This window comes from Streptomyces umbrinus, assembly GCF_030817415.1.
In the GTDB taxonomy this organism is placed as follows: domain Bacteria; phylum Actinomycetota; class Actinomycetes; order Streptomycetales; family Streptomycetaceae; genus Streptomyces; species Streptomyces umbrinus_A.
In genome coordinates this window covers 6,374,327-6,392,604 of the sequence record NZ_JAUSZI010000002.1, presented here as the reverse complement: position 1 = coordinate 6,392,604, position 18,278 = coordinate 6,374,327, and the positions used below count along the sequence as shown (strand labels likewise).

General features: G+C 72.7%; 16 protein-coding genes and 1 pseudogene. 14 read left to right on the top strand and 3 right to left on the bottom strand.

Annotated elements, in window-relative coordinates; translation table 11 throughout:
* Positions 1-169 precede the first annotated feature (169 nt).
* The 4 genes from QF035_RS28160 to QF035_RS28145 all read left to right on the top strand — a co-directional run bounded on the left by QF035_RS28160 (position 170) and on the right by QF035_RS28145 (position 2,956).
* Positions 170-1,747: a phage tail sheath subtilisin-like domain-containing protein gene (locus QF035_RS28160; protein ID WP_307523356.1), complete on the top strand. Its 1,578-nt coding sequence runs from the start codon at positions 170-172 to the stop codon at positions 1,745-1,747.
* 104 nt (positions 1,748-1,851) lie between these two features.
* Complete coding sequence (locus tag QF035_RS28155) at positions 1,852-2,295, top strand: phage tail protein (protein ID WP_143640089.1); 444 nt, start codon at positions 1,852-1,854, stop codon at positions 2,293-2,295.
* Positions 2,295-2,801: a hypothetical protein gene (locus QF035_RS28150; RefSeq protein ID WP_307523355.1), complete on the top strand. Its 507-nt coding sequence runs from the start codon at positions 2,295-2,297 to the stop codon at positions 2,799-2,801. The genes QF035_RS28155 and QF035_RS28150 overlap by 1 nt, the downstream gene beginning before the upstream one ends.
* Complete coding sequence (locus QF035_RS28145) at positions 2,798-2,956, top strand: DUF6760 family protein (RefSeq protein ID WP_186001281.1); 159 nt, start codon at positions 2,798-2,800, stop codon at positions 2,954-2,956. Before QF035_RS28150 ends, QF035_RS28145 begins: the two co-directional genes overlap by 4 nt.
* Before the next feature lie 98 nt (positions 2,957-3,054).
* On the opposite strand, the gene QF035_RS28140 is transcribed toward QF035_RS28145, so the two are convergent.
* Together QF035_RS28140 and QF035_RS28135 are read right to left on the bottom strand one after the other, a co-directional pair.
* Entirely contained in the window at positions 3,055-4,200 is a 1,146-nt protein-coding gene (locus tag QF035_RS28140) for a hypothetical protein (RefSeq protein ID WP_307523354.1), read from the bottom strand.
* A 54-nt stretch (positions 4,201-4,254) separates the two neighbouring features.
* A complete protein-coding gene (locus tag QF035_RS28135) occupies positions 4,255-4,983 on the bottom strand; it encodes a hypothetical protein (RefSeq protein ID WP_307523353.1) in 729 nt (242 codons plus the stop codon).
* An 892-nt stretch (positions 4,984-5,875) separates the two neighbouring features.
* Here QF035_RS28135 and QF035_RS28130 point away from each other — a divergent pair.
* From QF035_RS28130 to QF035_RS28090, 8 genes and pseudogenes are all read left to right on the top strand, one after another.
* Entirely contained in the window at positions 5,876-6,691 is an 816-nt protein-coding gene (locus QF035_RS28130; protein ID WP_307523352.1) for an extensin, read from the top strand.
* A gap of 84 nt (positions 6,692-6,775) precedes the next feature.
* Positions 6,776-7,201, top strand: a complete 426-nt coding sequence (locus QF035_RS28125; RefSeq protein WP_143640083.1) for a phage tail protein — start codon at positions 6,776-6,778, stop codon at positions 7,199-7,201.
* 16 nt (positions 7,202-7,217) lie between these two features.
* On the top strand, positions 7,218-7,940 hold the full coding sequence (locus QF035_RS28120) for a CIS tube protein (RefSeq protein ID WP_307523351.1): 723 nt from the start codon (positions 7,218-7,220) through the stop codon (positions 7,938-7,940).
* Positions 7,940-9,817, top strand: a complete 1,878-nt coding sequence (locus QF035_RS28115) for a VgrG-related protein (RefSeq protein WP_307523350.1) — start codon at positions 7,940-7,942, stop codon at positions 9,815-9,817. Before QF035_RS28120 ends, QF035_RS28115 begins: the two co-directional genes overlap by 1 nt.
* Before the next feature lie 97 nt (positions 9,818-9,914).
* Positions 9,915-10,346, top strand: a complete 432-nt coding sequence (locus tag QF035_RS28110) for a GPW/gp25 family protein (protein WP_143640485.1) — start codon at positions 9,915-9,917, stop codon at positions 10,344-10,346.
* Positions 10,346-12,314 (top strand): annotated as a pseudogene (locus QF035_RS28105) (putative baseplate assembly protein). Before QF035_RS28110 ends, QF035_RS28105 begins: the two are co-directional and overlap by 1 nt.
* On the top strand, positions 12,311-12,868 hold the full coding sequence (locus tag QF035_RS28100) for a phage tail protein (RefSeq protein ID WP_269654298.1): 558 nt from the start codon (positions 12,311-12,313) through the stop codon (positions 12,866-12,868). The pseudogene QF035_RS28105 and the gene QF035_RS28100 overlap by 4 nt, the downstream one beginning before the upstream one ends.
* Entirely contained in the window at positions 12,865-14,838 is a 1,974-nt protein-coding gene (locus tag QF035_RS28090; protein ID WP_373466738.1) for a zinc ribbon domain-containing protein, read from the top strand. Before QF035_RS28100 ends, QF035_RS28090 begins: the two co-directional genes overlap by 4 nt.
* A gap of 131 nt (positions 14,839-14,969) precedes the next feature.
* Here the strand turns inward: QF035_RS28090 and QF035_RS28085 are convergent, their stop codons facing one another.
* Entirely contained in the window at positions 14,970-15,290 is a 321-nt protein-coding gene (locus tag QF035_RS28085) for a hypothetical protein (RefSeq protein ID WP_307523349.1), read from the bottom strand.
* Positions 15,291-15,420: 130 nt separating this feature from the next.
* Here QF035_RS28085 and QF035_RS28080 point away from each other — a divergent pair, with 130 nt between their 5' ends.
* Positions 15,421-16,764 (top strand): FG-GAP repeat domain-containing protein, encoded by a 1,344-nt coding sequence (locus QF035_RS28080; protein WP_373466737.1) that lies wholly within the window; start codon positions 15,421-15,423, stop codon positions 16,762-16,764.
* Positions 16,764-18,242: an FG-GAP and VCBS repeat-containing protein gene (locus tag QF035_RS28075; RefSeq protein WP_307523347.1), complete on the top strand. Its 1,479-nt coding sequence runs from the start codon at positions 16,764-16,766 to the stop codon at positions 18,240-18,242. The genes QF035_RS28080 and QF035_RS28075 overlap by 1 nt, the downstream gene beginning before the upstream one ends.
* Positions 18,243-18,278: the final 36 nt, after the last annotated feature.

The following is an 18,278-nucleotide window of genomic DNA, read 5'->3' as shown; positions in this document are numbered from 1 at the left end:
GGGCAGCCTCGGGGGCAGACCGCGCGAATGCGGGGGCAGCCGGATGCGGCGGGCTGCCCCTCCGGGCAACAGCCGTGCCCCCGAACAGGCCCCTGAGGACGTTTCGGCGGACGCGCTTCGCGCGTGAGGGTGAGAGGTGTCCTGTCTCGTACCCCGAGGAGAGCAGAGCATGCCGTCCTACCTGTCGCCCGGCGTATACGTCGAGGAGGTGGCCAGCGGCTCGCGTCCCATCGAGGGAGTGGGCACATCGGTGGCGGCCTTCGTCGGACTCGCGCCGACCGGGCCGCTGAACGAGCCGACCCTGGTGACCAACTGGTCCCAGTACGTCGCGTCCTTCGGCGACTTCACCGACGGCTACTACCTCGCGCACTCGGTGTACGGGTTCTTCAACAACGGCGGAAGCGCCGCGTACGTCGTCCGAGTCGGCGGCACCGCCGAGGGCGCGGCGGCGAACGGCGCCCCGGCCGCGGTCTCCGGCTCCTCAGCCCCGGCCGCACTCCCGGCGGGCGAGCCGAAGCAGCTCGGCACCTTCAGCGTGACCGCCGTCGCGGGCGGCTCGCTCAGCGTCGAGGTCGCCGACGCCGAGGGCGAGGGCCCCGCCGAGCGGTTCAAGCTGATCGTCAAGGAGGGCGACAAGCCCGTCGAGACGTTCGACGTGACGGCCAAGAAGGGCGGCCGCAACTACGTCGTCACGCAGGTGAAGGAGCGCTCCAAGCTCATCACCGTGCAGGAGTCGGCGCCCGCCGCGCAGCTCGCGCGCCCCGACAACCAGACCGTGGCCCTGGCGGCCCCCGCCGCCCCCGCCCCCGTCACCCCCTCCAAGGCGAGCGACTCCCACCCCGGCCCGGCCCACTACCTCGGCGACTCCGCGGACCGCACCGGCTTCGGCGGTCTGGAGGCCGTGGACGAGATCTCCATGGTCGCCGTCCCCGACCTGATGGCCGCCTACCAGCGCGGCGCGATCGACCTGGAGGCCGTGAAGGCCGTCCAGCTCGGCCTCATCGCGCACTGCGAGCTGATGGGCGACCGCGTCGCCGTCATCGACCCGCCGCCGGGCCTGAACGCCCGTCAGATCCGGGTCTGGCGCCAGGAGACCGCGGGCTACGACTCCAAGTACGCGGCCCTGTACTACCCCTGGGTCAAGGTCTTCGACCCGGCGACCGGCCAGTCCCGGGTGATCCCGCCGAGCGGCCACGTCTCCGGCATCTGGGCCCGCAACGACTTCGAGCGCGGTGTGCACAAGGCGCCCGCCAACGAGGTCGTACGGGGAGCGGTGGACCTGGAGCTCCAGATCACCCGCGGCGAGCAGGACCTGCTCAACCCCATCGGCGTCAACTGCATCCGCGCCTTCCCGGGCCGCGGCATCCGCGTCTGGGGCGCCCGCACCATGTCCTCCGACCCGGCCTGGCGCTACCTCAACATCCGCCGGTACTTCAACTACCTGGAGGAGTCGATCCTGCTCGGCACCCAGTGGGTGGTGTTCGAGCCGAACGACCACAACCTGTGGGCCAGGATCCGGCGCAACGTCTCGGCGTTCCTCGTCAACGAGTGGCGCAGCGGCGCCCTCTTCGGCCAGCGGCCGGAGGAGGCGTTCTACGTCAAGTGCGACGAGGAGACCAACCCCCCGGAGTCGGTGGACGTCGGCCGCGTGATCTGCGAGATCGGCATCGCCCCCGTCAAGCCCGCCGAGTTCGTGATCTTCCGGCTGGCCCAGTTCTCCAGCGGCAGCGGGGAGTTGGAGGAGTAGGCCCGTCCCGCCTGCGCCCGTAACCCCCGCAAGTCTCCTCGTACACCGGCCCGTACGTCCCCTCGTACGCCCCTGCCAAGAACCCTCAGAAGGACAGAGAACAGATGAGTCTCAGCCCGGGTGACGCCCTTACCTCACATAATTTCGGTCTGCAGATCGACGGCGTGATGGTCGAGTACCTCGCGGAGGTCAACGGCCTCAGCATCGAACAGGACGTCATCAAGCACCTGTCGAACTCGGCGCAGGGCAGGCCCGAGGTCAGCCTGATGCCGGGCGTGCAGAAGGACGGGCAGTGCACCGTGGTGCGCGGAATGACCCAGTCCCCGGCGTTCACGACGTGGATCAACGACTCGATCGCCGGCCAGATGAGCACGGCCCGCAAGAACGCGTCCATCATCATGATGGATTACCAGAACAATCCGGTGAAGCGGTACAACATGCGCAACGCCTGGTGCAGCAAGATCGACGCCAGCGCCCTGAAGGCCGGCGAGGCCTCCGCGCTCACCGAGACCGTGACCATCGTCTTCGAAGAACTGGTCATCGAGTAATGCGGCGTACGGCTGCCAGGGCGGGCGCGGGCCCGGTCGTGGACGCACCACCGGCGCCGGGGCCGATGGCGGGGCCGGAGCAGACCGCTGCGCCTGCCCCGGCGCCTGCTCCCGCCCCCGTGTCGGTGCCGCAGCAGCTGCGGACGGAGTTCCCGTTCGAGCTGCCGCGGGGGTACGTCGACGCGTCGGGCACAGTCCACCGGGACGGCGTGATGCGCCTCGCCACGGCCCGGGACGAGCTGATCCCGCTGCGGGACGTCCGCGTCCAGGAGAACCCTGCGTATCTGTCGGTGGTCCTGCTGGGCCGGGTCATCACCAGCCTCGGCACGCTTCCTTCGGTGCACGACGGGGTGGTGGAGAACATGTTCGCCTCCGACCTCGCGTTCCTCCAGGACTTCTACCGCCAGGTCAATGCCGAGGGCCACACCCGCGCCGCCGTGGAGTGCCCCCACTGCTCGGAACCCTTCGAGGTCGAACTCGGCGGGAGCCGCCTGGGGGAATCGTGACGTACGCGACCGACCGGCTGCACGAGGAGATCGCGTACGTCGCCTACCACTTTCACTGGAGCCTGGAGGAGATCCTGGATCTCGAACACCAGGACCGCCGGCGCTTTACGGAACAGATCGCGTCCCTGGTGACGCGGGGCGGGGCGGAGGGCTGAGGGGTGGGGTTCTTCGACCGACTGAGGGGCGGGGCGGCGACGCCCGCCGTGAACTCGGTTCCTGGGGAGGGCAGTTCCTCTCATGAGGGCGCTGCTTCTCATGAGGGTGCTTCCTCTCGTACGGCTGCGGGCGCATCTCCTACGGGCGTGGGTGCGGGTACGGCCATGGGGGCCAGGTCGGCCTCTGTGGCCGGCTGGGTGGGGTTGCCGCCGATCCAGCGGGCCGCTGTCGGGCGGACCGGTGTCGCGGACTCCGGGTTCGGCGGGCGGCTGAGCACCTGGCAGAACCCCTCCTTCACCGGGACCCTGTCCCACGCCGTCCTCGACGCTGCGCCGGGCGGGCTGGTCAGGAACGCGCTCACCACGTCGGCGAGGCCCGTCTCCGGACTCGAACCGCCCTCGCACACCCTGCTGCCGGTGCGGTCCGACGAGCCCGAGGCCCCGGGCGACGTACGCGACGACGCGGCACCGGTGCCGGTGCCGGTACAGCGCGCGCCACGTCCGGTCACGGCGTCCCGCCCGGCGGGCCCCCGGGTGACACCCGTACCGCCCCGGGCCCACCGGCCGAACCCGCTGACCAGGGCACCCGCCACGCCTGCCGTACAGCGACGGGCACTGCCGGTCGCACATCGGGAAACCACGGACGGCGTCAGCGGGACGCCGGGCCGTACGGCGTCGGGCGCGGCCGGACCGGGGGCGGGCGCACCCTCAGCGGGGGCGGCGGCCGATGCCGAACGGCCCCCAGCGGCCGCCCCGGTCGGCCCAACGGCCGCCTCCGGCAACCCGACTCCGACCGGTGCCGGCAGCCCGGCGTCCAGTGGCGGTACGGCGGCCGGCTCCAGCAGCCGGTCCGCCGGAGGCGGCGGTACGGCGAGCGGTCCCGGCAGTCCGGCGACCCGCTCCGGGGGCGCGGCCGTCAACGTCCAGCGAGCGACGACCAGTTCCAGCGGCACGGCCGTCACGCCGGCCACCACCGGCTCGGCCGGTGCCACGACCGGTCCCGGCAACCCGGCGGCCGGGCCTGTCCGTCCGACGGCCGACCACCGCGCCCCGGGGACTCGCCCAGGTGGACCGGCGGCCGACTCGGCCGACAGCGCGGCCGGTTCCGCCGGTACGGCACCTCGCACCGGCACCCGTCCGAACGGCGTCGGCACCGAGGCGACGACCTCCGCCGCCGCCGGTACGGCGAGCAGCGCGGCGCCCGCCGCCCCTGACGCCCAGCCCACCACCACCGGGCCCGGCAAGGCGGTGGCCGACGTCCGGCGAGCGGCGACCGGCCCCCGTGGCGCGGCCCCCGATCAGGCCGGCACAACCACCGGTCCCAGCAGGGCGACCACCGGTCCTGGCCCCGCACCCGCCAGGCGGCCCGGCAACCCTGTGGTCAACGTCCAGCGAGCGACGTCCAACCCCGGCGGCACGACGTCCGAGTCCGCCGCCGCAGCGCCCACCGCTCCTGCCACGACGTCCGCCGGTGCCGACAACGCGGCTGTCCGCGTCCAGAGGGCCGCGGCCGACTCCAGCAGCATGCCGACCCGCCCCGCCGGGACGACCACCGGTTCCAGCGGGGCCGGGGAAAGCCCCGGCCCCGCGACAACTGGCCCCGGCCGCACGGCGGACGGTCCCAGCGGCACACCAACTTCCGCCGCCGAAACGGCAACCGGCCCCAAGAACGCAGCGCCCAACTCCGGCAGCGCAGCGACCCGTTCCAGCGGCACGGCTGCCAACGTCCAGCGGGCGACCACCGACTCCAGCAGCTCGCCAACTGCCTCCGCCGGAACAGCAACCGGCCCCAGAGACGCAGCGTCCAACTCCGGTGGCACGGCAGCCCGTTCCGGCAGCGCAGCTGCCAACATCCAACGCGCGACCACCAGTTCCAGCGGCACGCCAAGTGCCTCCGCCGGAACAGCAAATGGCCCCAGGGACGCGGCGGCCAACTCCGGTGGTACGGCGACTCGTTCCAGCAGCGCGGCTGCCAGTATCCAACGCGCGACGGCCAGTTCCAGCGGCACTGCCGCTACACCATCCACAACCGGCTCCTCCGGTACCGCACCCGGCCCCGTCCGTCCGACGGCCGACCGCGGCCAGGACGGCCCGGCAACTCGCCCCGTCGGTCCGGCAGCCGGGAACCCTGCCGACAGGACGGCCGCCACCTCAGCCACGACATCCCGTGCCGACAGCCGGCCGCCCAGCCCCGGCAACCCGGTGGCCCCGGGCTCCCAGGCAGGGAAGGCCCCCGCCGCGAACCCGACTGCTTCCGGCCCGAGTCGGGGTGGACCCACTGCCCCCGTCGCCCCCGCCGCCAAGCCGGTTTCTCCGAGCACGTCGTCCGGCTCGGGCCCGCGCCCGGTGCAGCGGAGTGCCTCCGGGCCGGCCCGGCGTCTGGGCCTCGGCGCGCCGACCTCGGGGAACGTGTCCACCACCGGTCCGACGACCGCACTCCCGGGACCGGCGGCTCAGCTCCCCGTCGCCTCGGCCACCCCCGCGCCCCCGAACCCTTCAACTCCGCCGACCGCACCCGCGAGCCCGGCAAACCGGCCCCACGCTTCGACACCCCCCGTCGCCCCGGCCGCCCCACCGACCGTCGCCCCGGCCGCCCCCGCGCACACCCCGGTCCAGCGCGCCACCACGCCCGCCCCCCGGCAGCGCCCCCTCCTCGGTGCCCCCCTCTCCACCCCGCCCCCGGACGCGCAACCCCTCTCCGGGCGTACCTCTCCCGGCAGTTCGGGCATTGACGGGCCGCCCACCGTCCAGCGTGCGGCGACAGCGCTCCAGGGAAAGACACCGGACCGTACGCCCGGACCACCACCGGCCACCCGGATCCACGGAACCCCGACACCGGCACCGGCTCCCTCACCTGCGGCACCGCCCCACCACCCTCCGGCCGTACCTCTGCGGGTCCCGGCCGCCAACGCCCCTGCCGTGCAACGCGCCACGGCGACCCCCTCCGGCGCGGGCAGGCCGGCGCCCGCCCGCACGGCGCAGCGCACGACCACGACCACGACCACAAGCGCACCCGCACTCGCCGCAGGCACTCCCGTACGTAGCCTGACCCCCGCTCGCGCCCTCGCCCCGGCCCCGACGCCCGCGGCACCCCCCGCCGCCCTGCGCCGGGCGACCCCCACAGCCGTCCCGCTGCGCAGGCCCTCGTCCCCGGGCACCCGGCCGGCGGTACAGCGGGCCGTCGCCCCCAGCACCCCCGTCGGCCGTGCCGTGCCACTCCTCTCGGCCGCCAAGCCGGGTTCCGGTACCACCCCGCCCGCCGTCACCCCGAGGACGACCCCGCGGCCAAATCCCCTTCCCGCCGCGCCAGTTGTCCAACGGCAAGCCGCTGCCGCACCCAAGGCACCCGGCAGCGCACCCGGAAACACCATCGCCACAACAGCGGCCCCCGCACCCGTCCCCGTACAACGGGACAGCGGCGGTCGGCCCCAGCCGACGCCCGCCAGGACCACCACGGCCGTCTCGACCGTCACGGCCCACGGCACCTCGTCGCGCGATGTGTCCGCGTCCGGCTCCACGAGTGATCCGCACAAGAAGCACAAGACGCCCGGCTCCGACGAACTGCCGCCCGAGTACACCCCGGTCGCCAAGGGCCAGTTCGACCCCCGTTCCCTGACCGACTTCCAGCTCGACGAGCTGACGCACAGGCTGATCGGCCGGATCACCCGGCTGGTCCGCACCGAACTGCGGCTCGACCGGGAGCGGATCGGCAAGCTCCGCGACCCCCGCCGCTGACCGGCGGCCACCCGGCGCCCGACACCCACGACCACGCCCCCGCAGCACCCCGCACCACCGACGTCCGCAGAAAGGCCGCCCCCGATGTCCCGCGATCTCGACCCGGGCTCCACCATCTTCTTCACCCTGACCATCGACGGCGAGAGCCTCGGTTACTTCAACGGGTGCGAAGGGCTCTCGTCCGCGGTGGAGATCGAGCAGCACCAGGAGGGCGGCAACAACGGGTTCGTGTGGCAGCTTCCGTCGCGTGTCACCTTCTCCAACATCCGGCTGACCCGCCCGCTGACCCCGGACACCACCAAGGTCGCGGCCTGGATCTCCTCCGTGACCACCGGGGTCAAGCGGCCCACCGCGCAGATCGCCGCGTTGCGGGCGGACGGTTCGGAGGTGGCCCGCTGGGGGCTGATCGACGTACTGCCGGTCAGCTGGCAGGGCCCCTCCCTGGACCCGGCCAGCCCGGCCGTCGCCACGGAGGTCCTGGAAATCACCCACCACGGGTTCACGGACTGAGGGGGCGGCACCACACATGGCAAAGGGAAGCAAGGGCGCAGGCAAGAGCCTGGTGCGCGCCACGCTGGCCATCCACGAGCCGCCGGTCGGCACCAGCACCACGCCGGGCGCTCTGATCAAGACGTTCAAGCTCGACTTCAACCCGGCGCAACTGACGCTGAGCCGCCGCGCCCAGTGGAAGACGACGCCGACCGCGGCCGTACGCGACGGCAACGTCCCGGAGTTCATGGGTCCCGAGCCCCGGGAGATGACGGTCGAGATCTTCCTGGACTCGTCCCTCGATCCGAACAGCAACTCGGTGCTGAAGAAGGTGGAGTCACTGATGGCCTGCTGCGAGGTGACGACGAAGAGCATCGCCGCGAAGCAGCCCTCGCCGCCCTGGGTGGTGTTCCAGTGGGGCTCGTTCTCCACGGCCCGCTTCACGGCGTACGTGAGTTCCGTGGAGGCGAACTACTCGCTGTTCGGCACGACCGGTGTGCCGATCCGGGCCACCTGCCAGGTGACGCTGCACGAGATCCCCAGCAAGGCCAAGGGGCAGAACCCGACCTCGGGCGCGCTCACCGCGCAGCGCGTGCACCGCGTCGTCGCGGGCGACTCGCTGCAGTCGCTGGCCTGGCGCGAGTACGGCGACGCGGCCGCGTGGCGCGCCATCGCCGAGGTCAACGGCATCGACAACCCGGCCGATCTGCGGTCGGGCACGGAACTCCTGATGCCCTCGGCCGAGGAGGTGCGTTCCTGATGGTTCAGCCCGCGTACTCCACGCTCATCCAGGTCACCATCGACGGCAAACCGCTCCCGCCCGACTACGCCCCGATGCTCGTCGACGGCTGGGTCGACCAGGGCGCCGGGGTGCCCGCCGCGTTCCGGCTCACCTTCCGGGACCCGGACCGGGAGATCCTCGCCAAGCTGGGCATCAGGTTCGGGTCCAAGGTCGTGCTCACCCCGATCGCGGACGGCAAGGGTGCCGCCGATCCGCTGCTGACCGGCGAGGTCACCGGTCTGGAGGCGGACTACGACGGCACCGGCACCTTCACCGTCGTCCGCGGCTACGACGCCGGGCACCGCCTGGTGCGCCGGCGCCGGGTGGCCGCGTACAAGAACCAGAGTGCCTCCGACATCGCCCGCAAGCTGGCCAAGGAGGACGGCCTCCAGCTCGGTGTGATCGGTTCGACGAAGACCGTGTACGAGTTCATCAGCCAGGCCAACGTCACCGACTGGGACTTCCTCTCCCGGCTCGCCGACGAGAACGGCATGGTCATGTCGGTGAACGCGAAGGGGAAGTTCGAGTTCGCCAAGCCCAAGCCGGCCTCGGGGGCGCCCGGGGTCGGTACGGACGGGGACAAGAGTCCGTTCGTCCTCCAGGCCCGCCACGACATCCTGCGGCTGCGGGCCGCCGTCACCGCCGCCGACCAGGTCGGCAAGGTCCAGGCGCGCGGCTGGGACATCACCACGAAGAAGAAGCTCACCTCCATGTCGCTGGCGACCAAGAACCCCGGGGTCAGCATCGGCACCGCCCCGGGCGAGGCCGCCAAGAAGTTCAAGACCTCCACGCTGGTCGAGACGGGCACGCCCTACGACAAGCAGGCCGAGGTCAAGTTCGCCGCGGAGTCCCTCTCCGACGACGTGACCTCCTCGTTCGCCGAGCTGGAGGTCGCCGTGCGCGGCAACCCCAAGCTGCGGCCCGGCGTTCCGGTCACGCTGTCCGACGTCGGGGAGCCCTTCCAGGGCAAGTACACCGCCACGTCCGTACGGCACGTCTTCGGCGACGGGCAGCACTACGAGAGCTGGGTGACCTTCAGCGGACGCCAGTGGCGCTCGCTCTACGGGCTCGCCTCCGGGGGCGGTTCGGCCGTCGAACCCCGGATGCCCAGCGTGGCCAACGCGATCGTCACCAACGTCCAGGACCCGGACAAGCAGGGGCGGGTCAAGCTCCAGTTCCCCTGGCTGGACGACCAGTACGAGAGCGACTGGACCCGCGTCACGCAGTGGGGCGGCAAGGGCGGCGGCGGGATCTTCCCGCTGGACGTGGACGACGAGGTTCTCGTCGCCTTCGACCGGGGTGCGCTGGACCACCCCTTCGTCATCGGCGGCCTCTACAACGGGAAGGACAAGCCGACCCCCGTCACGGACGTCCCGCTGCACGACGGACTGCGGAAGAAGGCGATCCGGCACACCCTGTCCGACCGGCAGGGCAACCGCGTCGACCTGCTCAGCCAGAGCACCGGCGCCCGTAAACAGGGCGTACGCGTCGCCAGCGGTGACGGCAGACTGACCATCAACCTCGACCGCACCAAGACCGAGATCACCGTGGACAGCAAGGGAACGGTCAGCATCACGGGCAGCAGATCGGTGTCGGTGGAGGCGGGCACGGACCTGACTCTCAGCGCGCGGCGCAGGCTGACCATCAAGAGCGGCGGGCTGCTCAACATCCAGGGCAGGAACGTCAACGTCAAGTCGCTCGGCGGGGCCGTGGCGGTGGACGCGGTGGGTGCCCTCAGTCTCAAGGCCGTCGGAACCGTCCAGGTCAGCTCCGTCGGCCAGGTGGGCATCCGGGCCGTCAACGTCGACCTCATGGGCATCGTGACGGTCAACAAGAAGCCGTATCCGATCCCGTGACGGCCGAGACGTACACCGGAACCGCAACCGTACGAAGCAGAACCACAGGCACAAGAAGCAGAACCGAGACGACCAGGAGAAGGCGGGTGGCCCACTGATGGCCGAGCAGTTCGTCGGATCCGGCTGGGCCTTCCCGCTGCGCATCGGCCCCACCGGGGGCATCGCCCTGGTCAGCGGGGAGCGCGAGATCGAGGAGGCCATCCGGCTCGTACTGGCCACCGCGCCGGGCGAGCGGCCGATGCGCCCGGAGTTCGGCTGCGCCATCCACGACCTGGTGTTCGCGCCGGTCAACGAGGCCACCGCGGGCCGCATCCAGCACGAGGTCTACACGAGCCTCGACCGCTGGGAGCCGCGCATCGAGGTGAGCGACGTCGAGGTGACCGCCGGCCGCGAGACCGAGCAGGGCGTGCTCTTCATCGACGTCCGCTACTCGATCCGCGGCACCAACAACCCGCGCAGCCTGGTCTTCCCGTTCTACGTCATCCCCTCCCACGACGAGCCGGACCCGGCTCCCGAAAGCGACCGCTGATGGCCCTGCCCTCCCCGAACCTCGACGACCGCCGCTTCCAGCAGTTCGTCGACGACGCCAAGCGCTACATCCAGCAGCGCGCCCCGGAGTGGACCGACCACAACGTCTCCGACCCGGGCGTCACCCTGGTGGAGACGGTCGCCCACATGGCCGACCAGATCGTCTACCGGCTCAACCGGGTGCCGGAGAAGAACCACCTGGCGTTCCTGGATCTGGTGGGCATCACGCTGTTCCCGCCCTCCGCGGCCCGTACGGAGGTCACGTTCTGGCTCTCCGCGCCGCAGGAGGAGCCGATCCTCCTGCCGGTGGGCACCGAGGTCGCCACCACGCGCACCGAGAGCGAGGAGGCCGCGGTCTTCGCGACCGAGCACGAACTGACCGTCGTGCCCTGCGAGTTGAGGCATCTCGTGGTCCAGCAGAGCGGTGATCCCGTCGCCGACCGGACCGCCGACCTCGCCGAGGGCAAGGACGTGATGTGCTTCTCCGAGGCCCCGCGGCCCGGCGACTGCATGCTGCTCGGGCTCAGCGCCGCCGTGCCGCACTGCGCGGTCGGGATGGAGCTGGACAGCCGGGTCGACGGCGTCGGCGTGGACCCGCGGCAGCCGCCGCTGGTCTGGGAGGCGTGGACCGAGGACGGCTGGACCGAGTGCGAGGTCGACCGGGACGGCACCGGCGGCCTGAACCGGCCCGGCGAGGTCGTCCTGCACATCCCCGGCGGGCACACCCTCTCCCGCACCGGCGGACAGGAGGCCGGCTGGCTGCGCTGCCGGGTCACCGAACCGCTGCCCGACCAGCCCTTCTACACCACCTCCCCGACCGTCCGCTCCGCGGAGGCGTTCAGCCTCGGCGGCACCACCACGGCCGTACACGCCGAGACCGTGTACGACGAGGCGCTCGGCGAGTCCACCGGTCTGCCCGGGCAGCGGCTGCGCCTCGCCCACGCCCCCGTGGTCGGTGACACCCCTCCGGTGCTGCTGCAGACCGCCGAGCACGACGGCGGGACCGGCTGGTCCGATTGGGAAACAGTCCCGTCGTTCGCCGCGTCCACCCCGCACGACCGGCACATCACCCTGGACGCCTCCACCGGTGAGATCGCCTTCGGTCCGGCGGTACGGGAGCCCGACGGCACCCTGCGCCAGTACGGGGCGGTGGCACCCAAGGGCGCCGTCATCCGCGCCCTGCGCTACCGCACCGGCGGCGGAAAGACCGGGAACGTGGCCCGCGGCGCCGTCCAGGTGCTGCGCACGTCCGTCCCGTACGTCTCCGAGGTCGTCAACCGGGAGGGCCGCGCGCGGCGGGGTCGACGGCGAGACGGTGGAGGAGGCGAAGACCAGGGCGCCCATCACGCTGCGCGCCCAGGAGCGGGCGGTGACCCTGCGCGACTACGAGGAGCTCGCCCGCCGGGCCGCCCCCGAGACCGCCCGGATCACCTGCCTGGAGGGCGACGAGGGCGAGCACGGGGCGTACGCGGTACGGGTGTTGGTGGTCCCGCAGGCCGTGCCCGACCCCGGCGGCCGGCTGCGCTTCGAGCAACTGGTGCCCGGCGACGCGCTCCTCAGGCGCATCACCCACTACCTGGACGAACGCCGCCTCATCGGTACGCGGTTGGCGGTGGGCCCGCCCTTCTACCAGGGCGTCACGGTGGTCGCCACGCTGCACGCGTTCCGCGGCACCGACACGGACCGGGTCCGCCGTCAGGCGCACGACGCCCTCTACCGCCACCTCGACCCGCTGACCGGCGGCGCCGACGGGCGGGGCTGGCCCTTCGGCCGTCCCGTGCAGTCCGGCGAGGTCTTCGCCGTGCTCCAGCGCGTACCCGGCGTCGAACTGGTCGACGAGGTCCAGCTCCACCCGGCCGACCCCCTGACCGGCAAACGCGGCGACGCGACCAACCGCATCGACCTCCAGCCCCCGTCCCTGGTCTTCTCCTTCGACCACCGGGTGCGCGTGATCGGGGACCGGCCGTGAGGGGCTCCATCGACGGCCTCGGCTCCTCCGCGCCGATCGGCATGACGCTGCCCGCCGTGTTCGCCGACGACGATCTGGCACAGCGGTTCGTCGGCGGGCTCGACGACGTGCTCGCACCGATCCTGGCCGTCCTCGACTGCCTGGACTCCTACTTCACCCCGGCGCTGGCCCCGGTGGACTTCACCCGGTGGCTGGCGGGCTGGGTCGGCGCGGAGACCGACGGCACCGAGCCCGACGACCGGCTGCGCGCGGCCGTCGCCGCCGCCGCGTATCTGCACCGCGTACGGGGCACCAGCCGCGGTCTGTCCGAGGCGATACGCCTGGTCTTCGGTGTGACCCCGGAGATCACCGAGAGCGGCGGCGCCGCCTGGAACGCCCGGCCCCTCGGTCCCGTTCCCGGCGACCGCAGCCCGCGCCTGCACGTCACGCTCCGCCTGCCCGACCCGACCCGCGCCGACGAGCACCGGCTCGACAGCCTCGTGGCGGCCGCCCGACCCGCCCACATGCCGTACACGGTCCAGGTGACCGCCGCCGAAAGGACTCCCGAGAGATGACCAGCCAGAACTCCGGCACAGGACGGGAGCCCGCCCGCAGCTGCGTCGAATGCGGCACCCGGGCGGAGCCCGGCCAGTCCTTCTGCGACTCCTGCGGTGCGGTACTCGGCTGGTCCGGCGGCCCGGACCGGGCCGACGCGGCTCGCAGGGACCCCGTGCGCGCGGAGGCCGCCGCACCGGCGCGGGACTCCGCGGCCGGGGGTGCCGCCGTGGCCGGCGGCTCCGGCGGCTCCGGCGGCTCCGGTGATCAGCCGGGATGGGACGCGTTCGCAACCCCCGGGGCCGGAACGGGTACGGCCCGTACGGGCCACGACCCGGCCGTCGCGGCAACGCCAGGGCCTGGCAGTGGCCGACGGGGAGAGGACGAGGCCGGGTGGCCGCAGGCCGGAGCCGCCGGGCCGAGTACCGGTGTCCGCCTGGCGCGGAACGCCGGTCCCCGGCCGGACGACGAGGACGCCGACCGCTCCACCGGCCGGTCAGGTGACGGCGAGGCCGCCGCCGGCTGGTCCGGGGCGCGGCGCACGGACACCGCGCCCGACTCCGAGTCGGCGGCCGGGCATTGGCGGCCGGGCAGCGCGGACGGCTCCGGGGCGGCGGCCGGACACCGGCAGCCGGACGGCTCGGACGGCTCCGGGCGTGCCGGGACACGGCAGTCGCCCGCGGCACCCGTGGGATCCGGCACCGCGCCGTCCTCCCCGCCGCGGCACGACCACCCCGCCACCGCGCCGGACTCTGCCCCCGCGGCATCCGCAGGCGCGGGGCCGGCGGGACTCCAGGAGTGGGACACGAACTCCCCCGCCGCTCCGGTCTCCTACAGTTCCCTCGACCTCTCCCCCGGCGCGACGGACAACGCCCGCCCGGACAGCCAACCGGACGCCCAACCGGACGCCCGCCTGGGCACCCATCCGGACATCCACCCCGACGACGACGCCGACACCGAGCCGGTGCCGACCACCGCGAGCCGGGGCCACCACCCGTCCACCGACTCCACGCACTCCAGCCACTCCACTCACTCCAGCCACGCCACCGGCTTCTCCGGGTCCACGGACCCCGCCGGCTCCTCCGACTCCACCGCCGAACGGGCCAGGTCTCTCCTCATCCCGGTGAGCGACCCCGAGCCCCGCGCGCCCGCGTCCCCCGCCGTCGCGCCCGTACTGCCCGGCCGCCCGGTCGCGAATCGCCCCCAAGTACGCGCCCCGGGACCGGAGTTCGGCCCGCAGGGCGGCATCCCCTGCCCCTGGTGCGCGACCCTCAACCTCCCCGACCGGCACTACTGCGGCCGCTGCGCCATGCCGATGGCCGGGGGCGGGCCGTCAACCCCGGGCCGGCAGCCCTGGTGGCGCCGGATACCGGGCTTCGGCGTCGCGCAGACCCCGTGGGCCGGTGACCGCCCCCGGCTGCGCCGCGGCTTCGGGGCCGTCATGAACTGGGTCGTCGGCGGCGTCGTACTCGCCCTGATCGTCACACTCGTGCTCAACATCGGCGACGGGGTCGACGCGACCCGCGACCACTTCGCCAAGCGCGCCGCGGTGGGTCCTGACAGTGTGAAGGCGTCGCGCTCCTATCCCGGTCACCCCGCGCAACGCGCCTTCGACAAGCTCAGCAACACCTGGTGGGGGCCGGGTGTCTCGGGGACCGGCGAGGGGGAGTGGCTGGAGGCACGGTTCGCCCAGCCGACCCGGCTGCTGGACCTGGTCATCACCTCCGGTGTGTCGACCCAGCCGGACAAGCTCTCGCAGTCGGCCCTCCCGCACCGCATCGAGGCCTTGATCACCGCGGCCGACGGCAAGAAGACCACCCGGATCATCAACCTGGACCAGAGCGCGGGCGGCCAGCGGCGCAAGTTCCGGGTCGGGGCGGTCTCCTCGGTGCGCTTCACCGTGAAGTCGGCCTACGCCACCGACGCCAAGAAGCAGGTGTCCATCGCGGAGATCGAGTTCTTCACCCGGTCGAACAGCAACAGCTCCTGACGGACGGGTCCCGAACCACCCGCCACGACGCGGCACAGCACAGCACAGCACGACATGCCAGGACATGGCACGACACGGCACTGGCCGCCGAGCATGCTCGGCGGCCAGTGCCGTCGTATTCAGTCCCTCTGTCAGAGAACGATCATGAGCGCGAACGACGGCACCAGGGTCATCAGGACTCCGACCGGCCAGTACACGCGGGGTCCCAGGGCCGACCTGCGTCGCAGCGGGCGGTTGGCGAGCCACCAGACCAGGCCGAACAGCAGCAGGACCGGGCCGCCGACCAGCAGCCAGGGCAGCATGCCGTCGTTCTCCGTGGGCTCGCCGACGGTCCAGCCGATCGCCTTGAGCGGCCAGTTCACCGCGAAGTACGACAGCAGCCACACCGGAACGACGCCGGGGACTCCCAGCAACAGGTTCACGCCCAGCACGGCCGGCAGGGACTTCCGCATGCGCCCAGTATTCATACCGCCGGGCCGACGGTCAGGTTCGGCCACGCTTCCCGAGATGGTGGCGTGTTACCACCGTTTACCCTCGGCTCGAACAAGTGCATGATGACCGGCGTTGTTGTTTCCGGGTCGGATGAGGTTCACGGTGCGTGGGCGAAGAGTTAGTACGCGGATTGTGGCGGCCCTGACCGGATGCGTCCTCGGCGGCGGCCTCGCCGTCGGATGCGGCCCGACCGCCGACAGCGGCGACGGGGACTCGGCGGGAAAGCGTGAGCCCCTCACCGTCGCCAAGGCCCCCGCCCGGCTCCCCGTACCGCTCGGCAAGGGCAGCAAGGCGGCCGACGACTTCAACGGGGACGGGCACCCGGACCTCGTACTCAACGATCTCGTGAAGCGCGACAGCCATGGCGACGACGCCGGAATCGGCGTCGTCTACGGATCGGCGCGCGGACTCGCCCCCGGCGCCCGGCAGTTGCTGAGCGCCGCCCGGAACGCCTCCGCCACCAAGGGGCAGTTGCCCGCCGTCTTCGACGCCGAGGCGAGCTGCGATCTCGACCGGGACGGGTACACGGATCTCGTCGTCTCGACCGACCCGCCGTTCGACGGGCAGGGCCAGCCGCCGGTCCCGCTGCAGATCCTCTTCGGCTCGGCCCGGGGGCTGGCCGGCAAGGCGGTGAAGCTGGCGATTCCCCCGCAGGCACGTTTCGGCAACGACTGGCCGGACCAGCCGGTGTGCGGGGACTTCAACAAGGACAAGGCCGAGGATCTCGTCGTGCACGCCTCCGACGGGCGGCTCAGCTATCTGCGCGGGCCCTTCACGCGCAAGGGCGCCCCGAAGGCGGCCGGTGCGCCGCTCGCCTCACCCGGGAACGTGCCCACACCACCGGCCGTGGACGTCGACGGTGACGGATACGACGACCTGATCGTCCGTACCGCAGAGGGTTCCGCCGCCTCCGCGTCCACCTCCTCCCTCGTGCCGGGCGGACCGACCGGGCCCGCCGGTACCGCGGTCGCCCTCCCGACCGGTGTCGACGTCGCGTTCGGCCGGTTCGGGAAGGGCAAGGGGCTCGACGCGGCGATCGGCTCGATGACCGGGACCGCGCTGCGCTACGACGTTCCGGGCACCCTGCGCGGCACACTCGACGTCGCCGGAACCGTCCTGGACTCCGGGGACTTCGACGGGGACGGGCTCAGCGAACTCCTCTCCAGCGGTTCGGAGTTGCGGATCCTCAAGGGCCGCACGACGGGTCTGTCCAAGGCCGGGATGGTGACCGTGCCGCCGCCCGCCCGGGGAACCACCCGCGTGCTGAAGGTGGCCGACTTCGACGGGGACGGGCGCGCCGATCTGGTCGTGCGCACGTACCGCGGGGACACGAAGGACACGATCGCCGTGTACCCGGGCACGAAGAAGGGCCTGCTCGCGCGGGAGCCCGAACTCACCTTCTCCAGCTCGGAGTTCCTGGGCATGGAGAGCTGATGCCGCGCACTTCCAGGACCGGGCCGGCGGCGGTGGCCGTCGCCCTGGTCGCGAGCCTCGCCGCGGGGTGCGCCGGTGGCGGCTCCCCGGACCGGACCGACAGCGGACCGAAGAGGCCCGCCGCCGGAAAGCCGTCCGACAAGCCGGACCCCGGGGACTTCAACGGCGACGGCTACGACGACTTCGCGACCGTCGTGTACTCGGAGTCCAAGGACAAGAGGCGGTACACCGAGACGCTGACAGTGGTCTACGGCTCCTCCGACGGCCTCAACAAGGCCTCGGCCCAACGGACTTCGGCGGCCCGGAAGGCGGAAGAGAAGGGCGCCGGCTTCGTCTCGCGCCCCCTGCGCACCGACCTCGACGGCGACGGCTTCACCGACCTGGTCGTCGCCCGCGGGAACGCCGGCGCGCCGCTCGGGACGCTCGCCCTCTTCGGCGGCCCCCGCGGTCTGGGCAGGGCCACCGAACTGGCCCTGCCCGACGGCTTCCAGCCGCGCGCCGCCGCCGACTTCGACGGGGACGGTTCCGTGGACCTGCTCGACGGCGGGCACGGCGGCACGGGCGACCCCAGCGCGACCGGGCCGGGCTCCGACGGGCTGCTGCTGTACGGCCCCTTCGACCGCACCGGCACCCCGAAGCGGCAGGCCGTCCTCGACCTCGACCAGCAGGGGTACGCGACGCCCGAATCGGCCACCACCGGCGACTTCGACGCCGACGGGAAGGCGGAGGTGGTGTTCACGTACGACTTCGACGCGGAGGAGGACGAGAGCGCGCCCGAGAGCCTGTACATGGTCGGCTACTACGAGGGCGGCGCGGACGGGCTCGTACGCGACACCGCGCTCGAACCGCGCATCAGCAAGGCGGTGGCCACCTTCGAGGGGCCGCGTACGCCTGCCACCGGTGACGCGGACGGTGACGGCATCGACGATCTGCTGCTGCCCACGCAGCTCGCCGTGGCGCCGGCGGACATGCCCGCGGAGGGTGGTGCGCTGACCATCCTGTACGGGGCCAGGTCCGGGCTCGGTAGCGGGCGTTCGGAGTCCGTGATCGAGGGCAAGGGCGGGGAGAAGCGGCGGATCGACTTCGGGTCGTCGCCTGCCGTCGGGGACGTCGACGGCGACGGGAAGCCGGATGTCGTCGTGAACACGCCGGGCTACCGGGGGCACGACGGGAAGGTGACGTTGTTGCCGGGTGGGTCGGCGGGGGTGCCGTCCGCGGACGGGGAGCAGGCCGTTGATCCCCTGACCGACGGGTTGCCGGGGACGCCCAACCCGTACAAGTGGAACGAGTTCGGTTATCGGCCGCCGTTGCTGGATGTGGATGGTGACGGGCGGGACGACGCGGTGGCGTTCGGGCCGTTGTGGGAGAAGCGGGCGGGGGCGTTCTTGGTGTTGCGGGGGAGTGGTGAGGGGTTCGAGGCGGGGAGGGTGCAGCTTCTTACGCCTGGGGAGCTCGGGGTGCCACTGCGGTTGAAGTGAACCGGGGGTTCGGTGGTCATGAGGGTGCGGGTCGGA

Excerpts from the sequence above, each read along its gene's own strand:
- QF035_RS28160 (WP_307523356.1), top strand. The coding sequence starts at position 170 with ATGCCGTCCTACCTGTCGCCCGGCGTATACGTCGAGGAGGTGGCCAGC.
- QF035_RS28155 (WP_143640089.1), top strand. The coding sequence starts at position 1,852 with ATGAGTCTCAGCCCGGGTGACGCCCTTACCTCACATAATTTCGGTCTG.
- QF035_RS28150 (WP_307523355.1), top strand. The coding sequence starts at position 2,295 with ATGCGGCGTACGGCTGCCAGGGCGGGCGCGGGCCCGGTCGTGGACGCA.
- QF035_RS28125 (WP_143640083.1), top strand. The coding sequence starts at position 6,776 with ATGTCCCGCGATCTCGACCCGGGCTCCACCATCTTCTTCACCCTGACC.
- QF035_RS28120 (WP_307523351.1), top strand. The coding sequence starts at position 7,218 with ATGGCAAAGGGAAGCAAGGGCGCAGGCAAGAGCCTGGTGCGCGCCACG.
- QF035_RS28115 (WP_307523350.1), top strand. The coding sequence starts at position 7,940 with ATGGTTCAGCCCGCGTACTCCACGCTCATCCAGGTCACCATCGACGGC.
- QF035_RS28110 (WP_143640485.1), top strand. The coding sequence starts at position 9,915 with ATGGCCGAGCAGTTCGTCGGATCCGGCTGGGCCTTCCCGCTGCGCATC.
- QF035_RS28090 (WP_373466738.1), top strand. The coding sequence starts at position 12,865 with ATGACCAGCCAGAACTCCGGCACAGGACGGGAGCCCGCCCGCAGCTGC.
- QF035_RS28085 (WP_307523349.1), bottom strand. The coding sequence starts at position 15,290 with ATGCGGAAGTCCCTGCCGGCCGTGCTGGGCGTGAACCTGTTGCTGGGA.
- QF035_RS28080 (WP_373466737.1), top strand. The coding sequence starts at position 15,421 with ATGAGGTTCACGGTGCGTGGGCGAAGAGTTAGTACGCGGATTGTGGCG.
- QF035_RS28075 (WP_307523347.1), top strand. The coding sequence starts at position 16,764 with ATGCCGCGCACTTCCAGGACCGGGCCGGCGGCGGTGGCCGTCGCCCTG.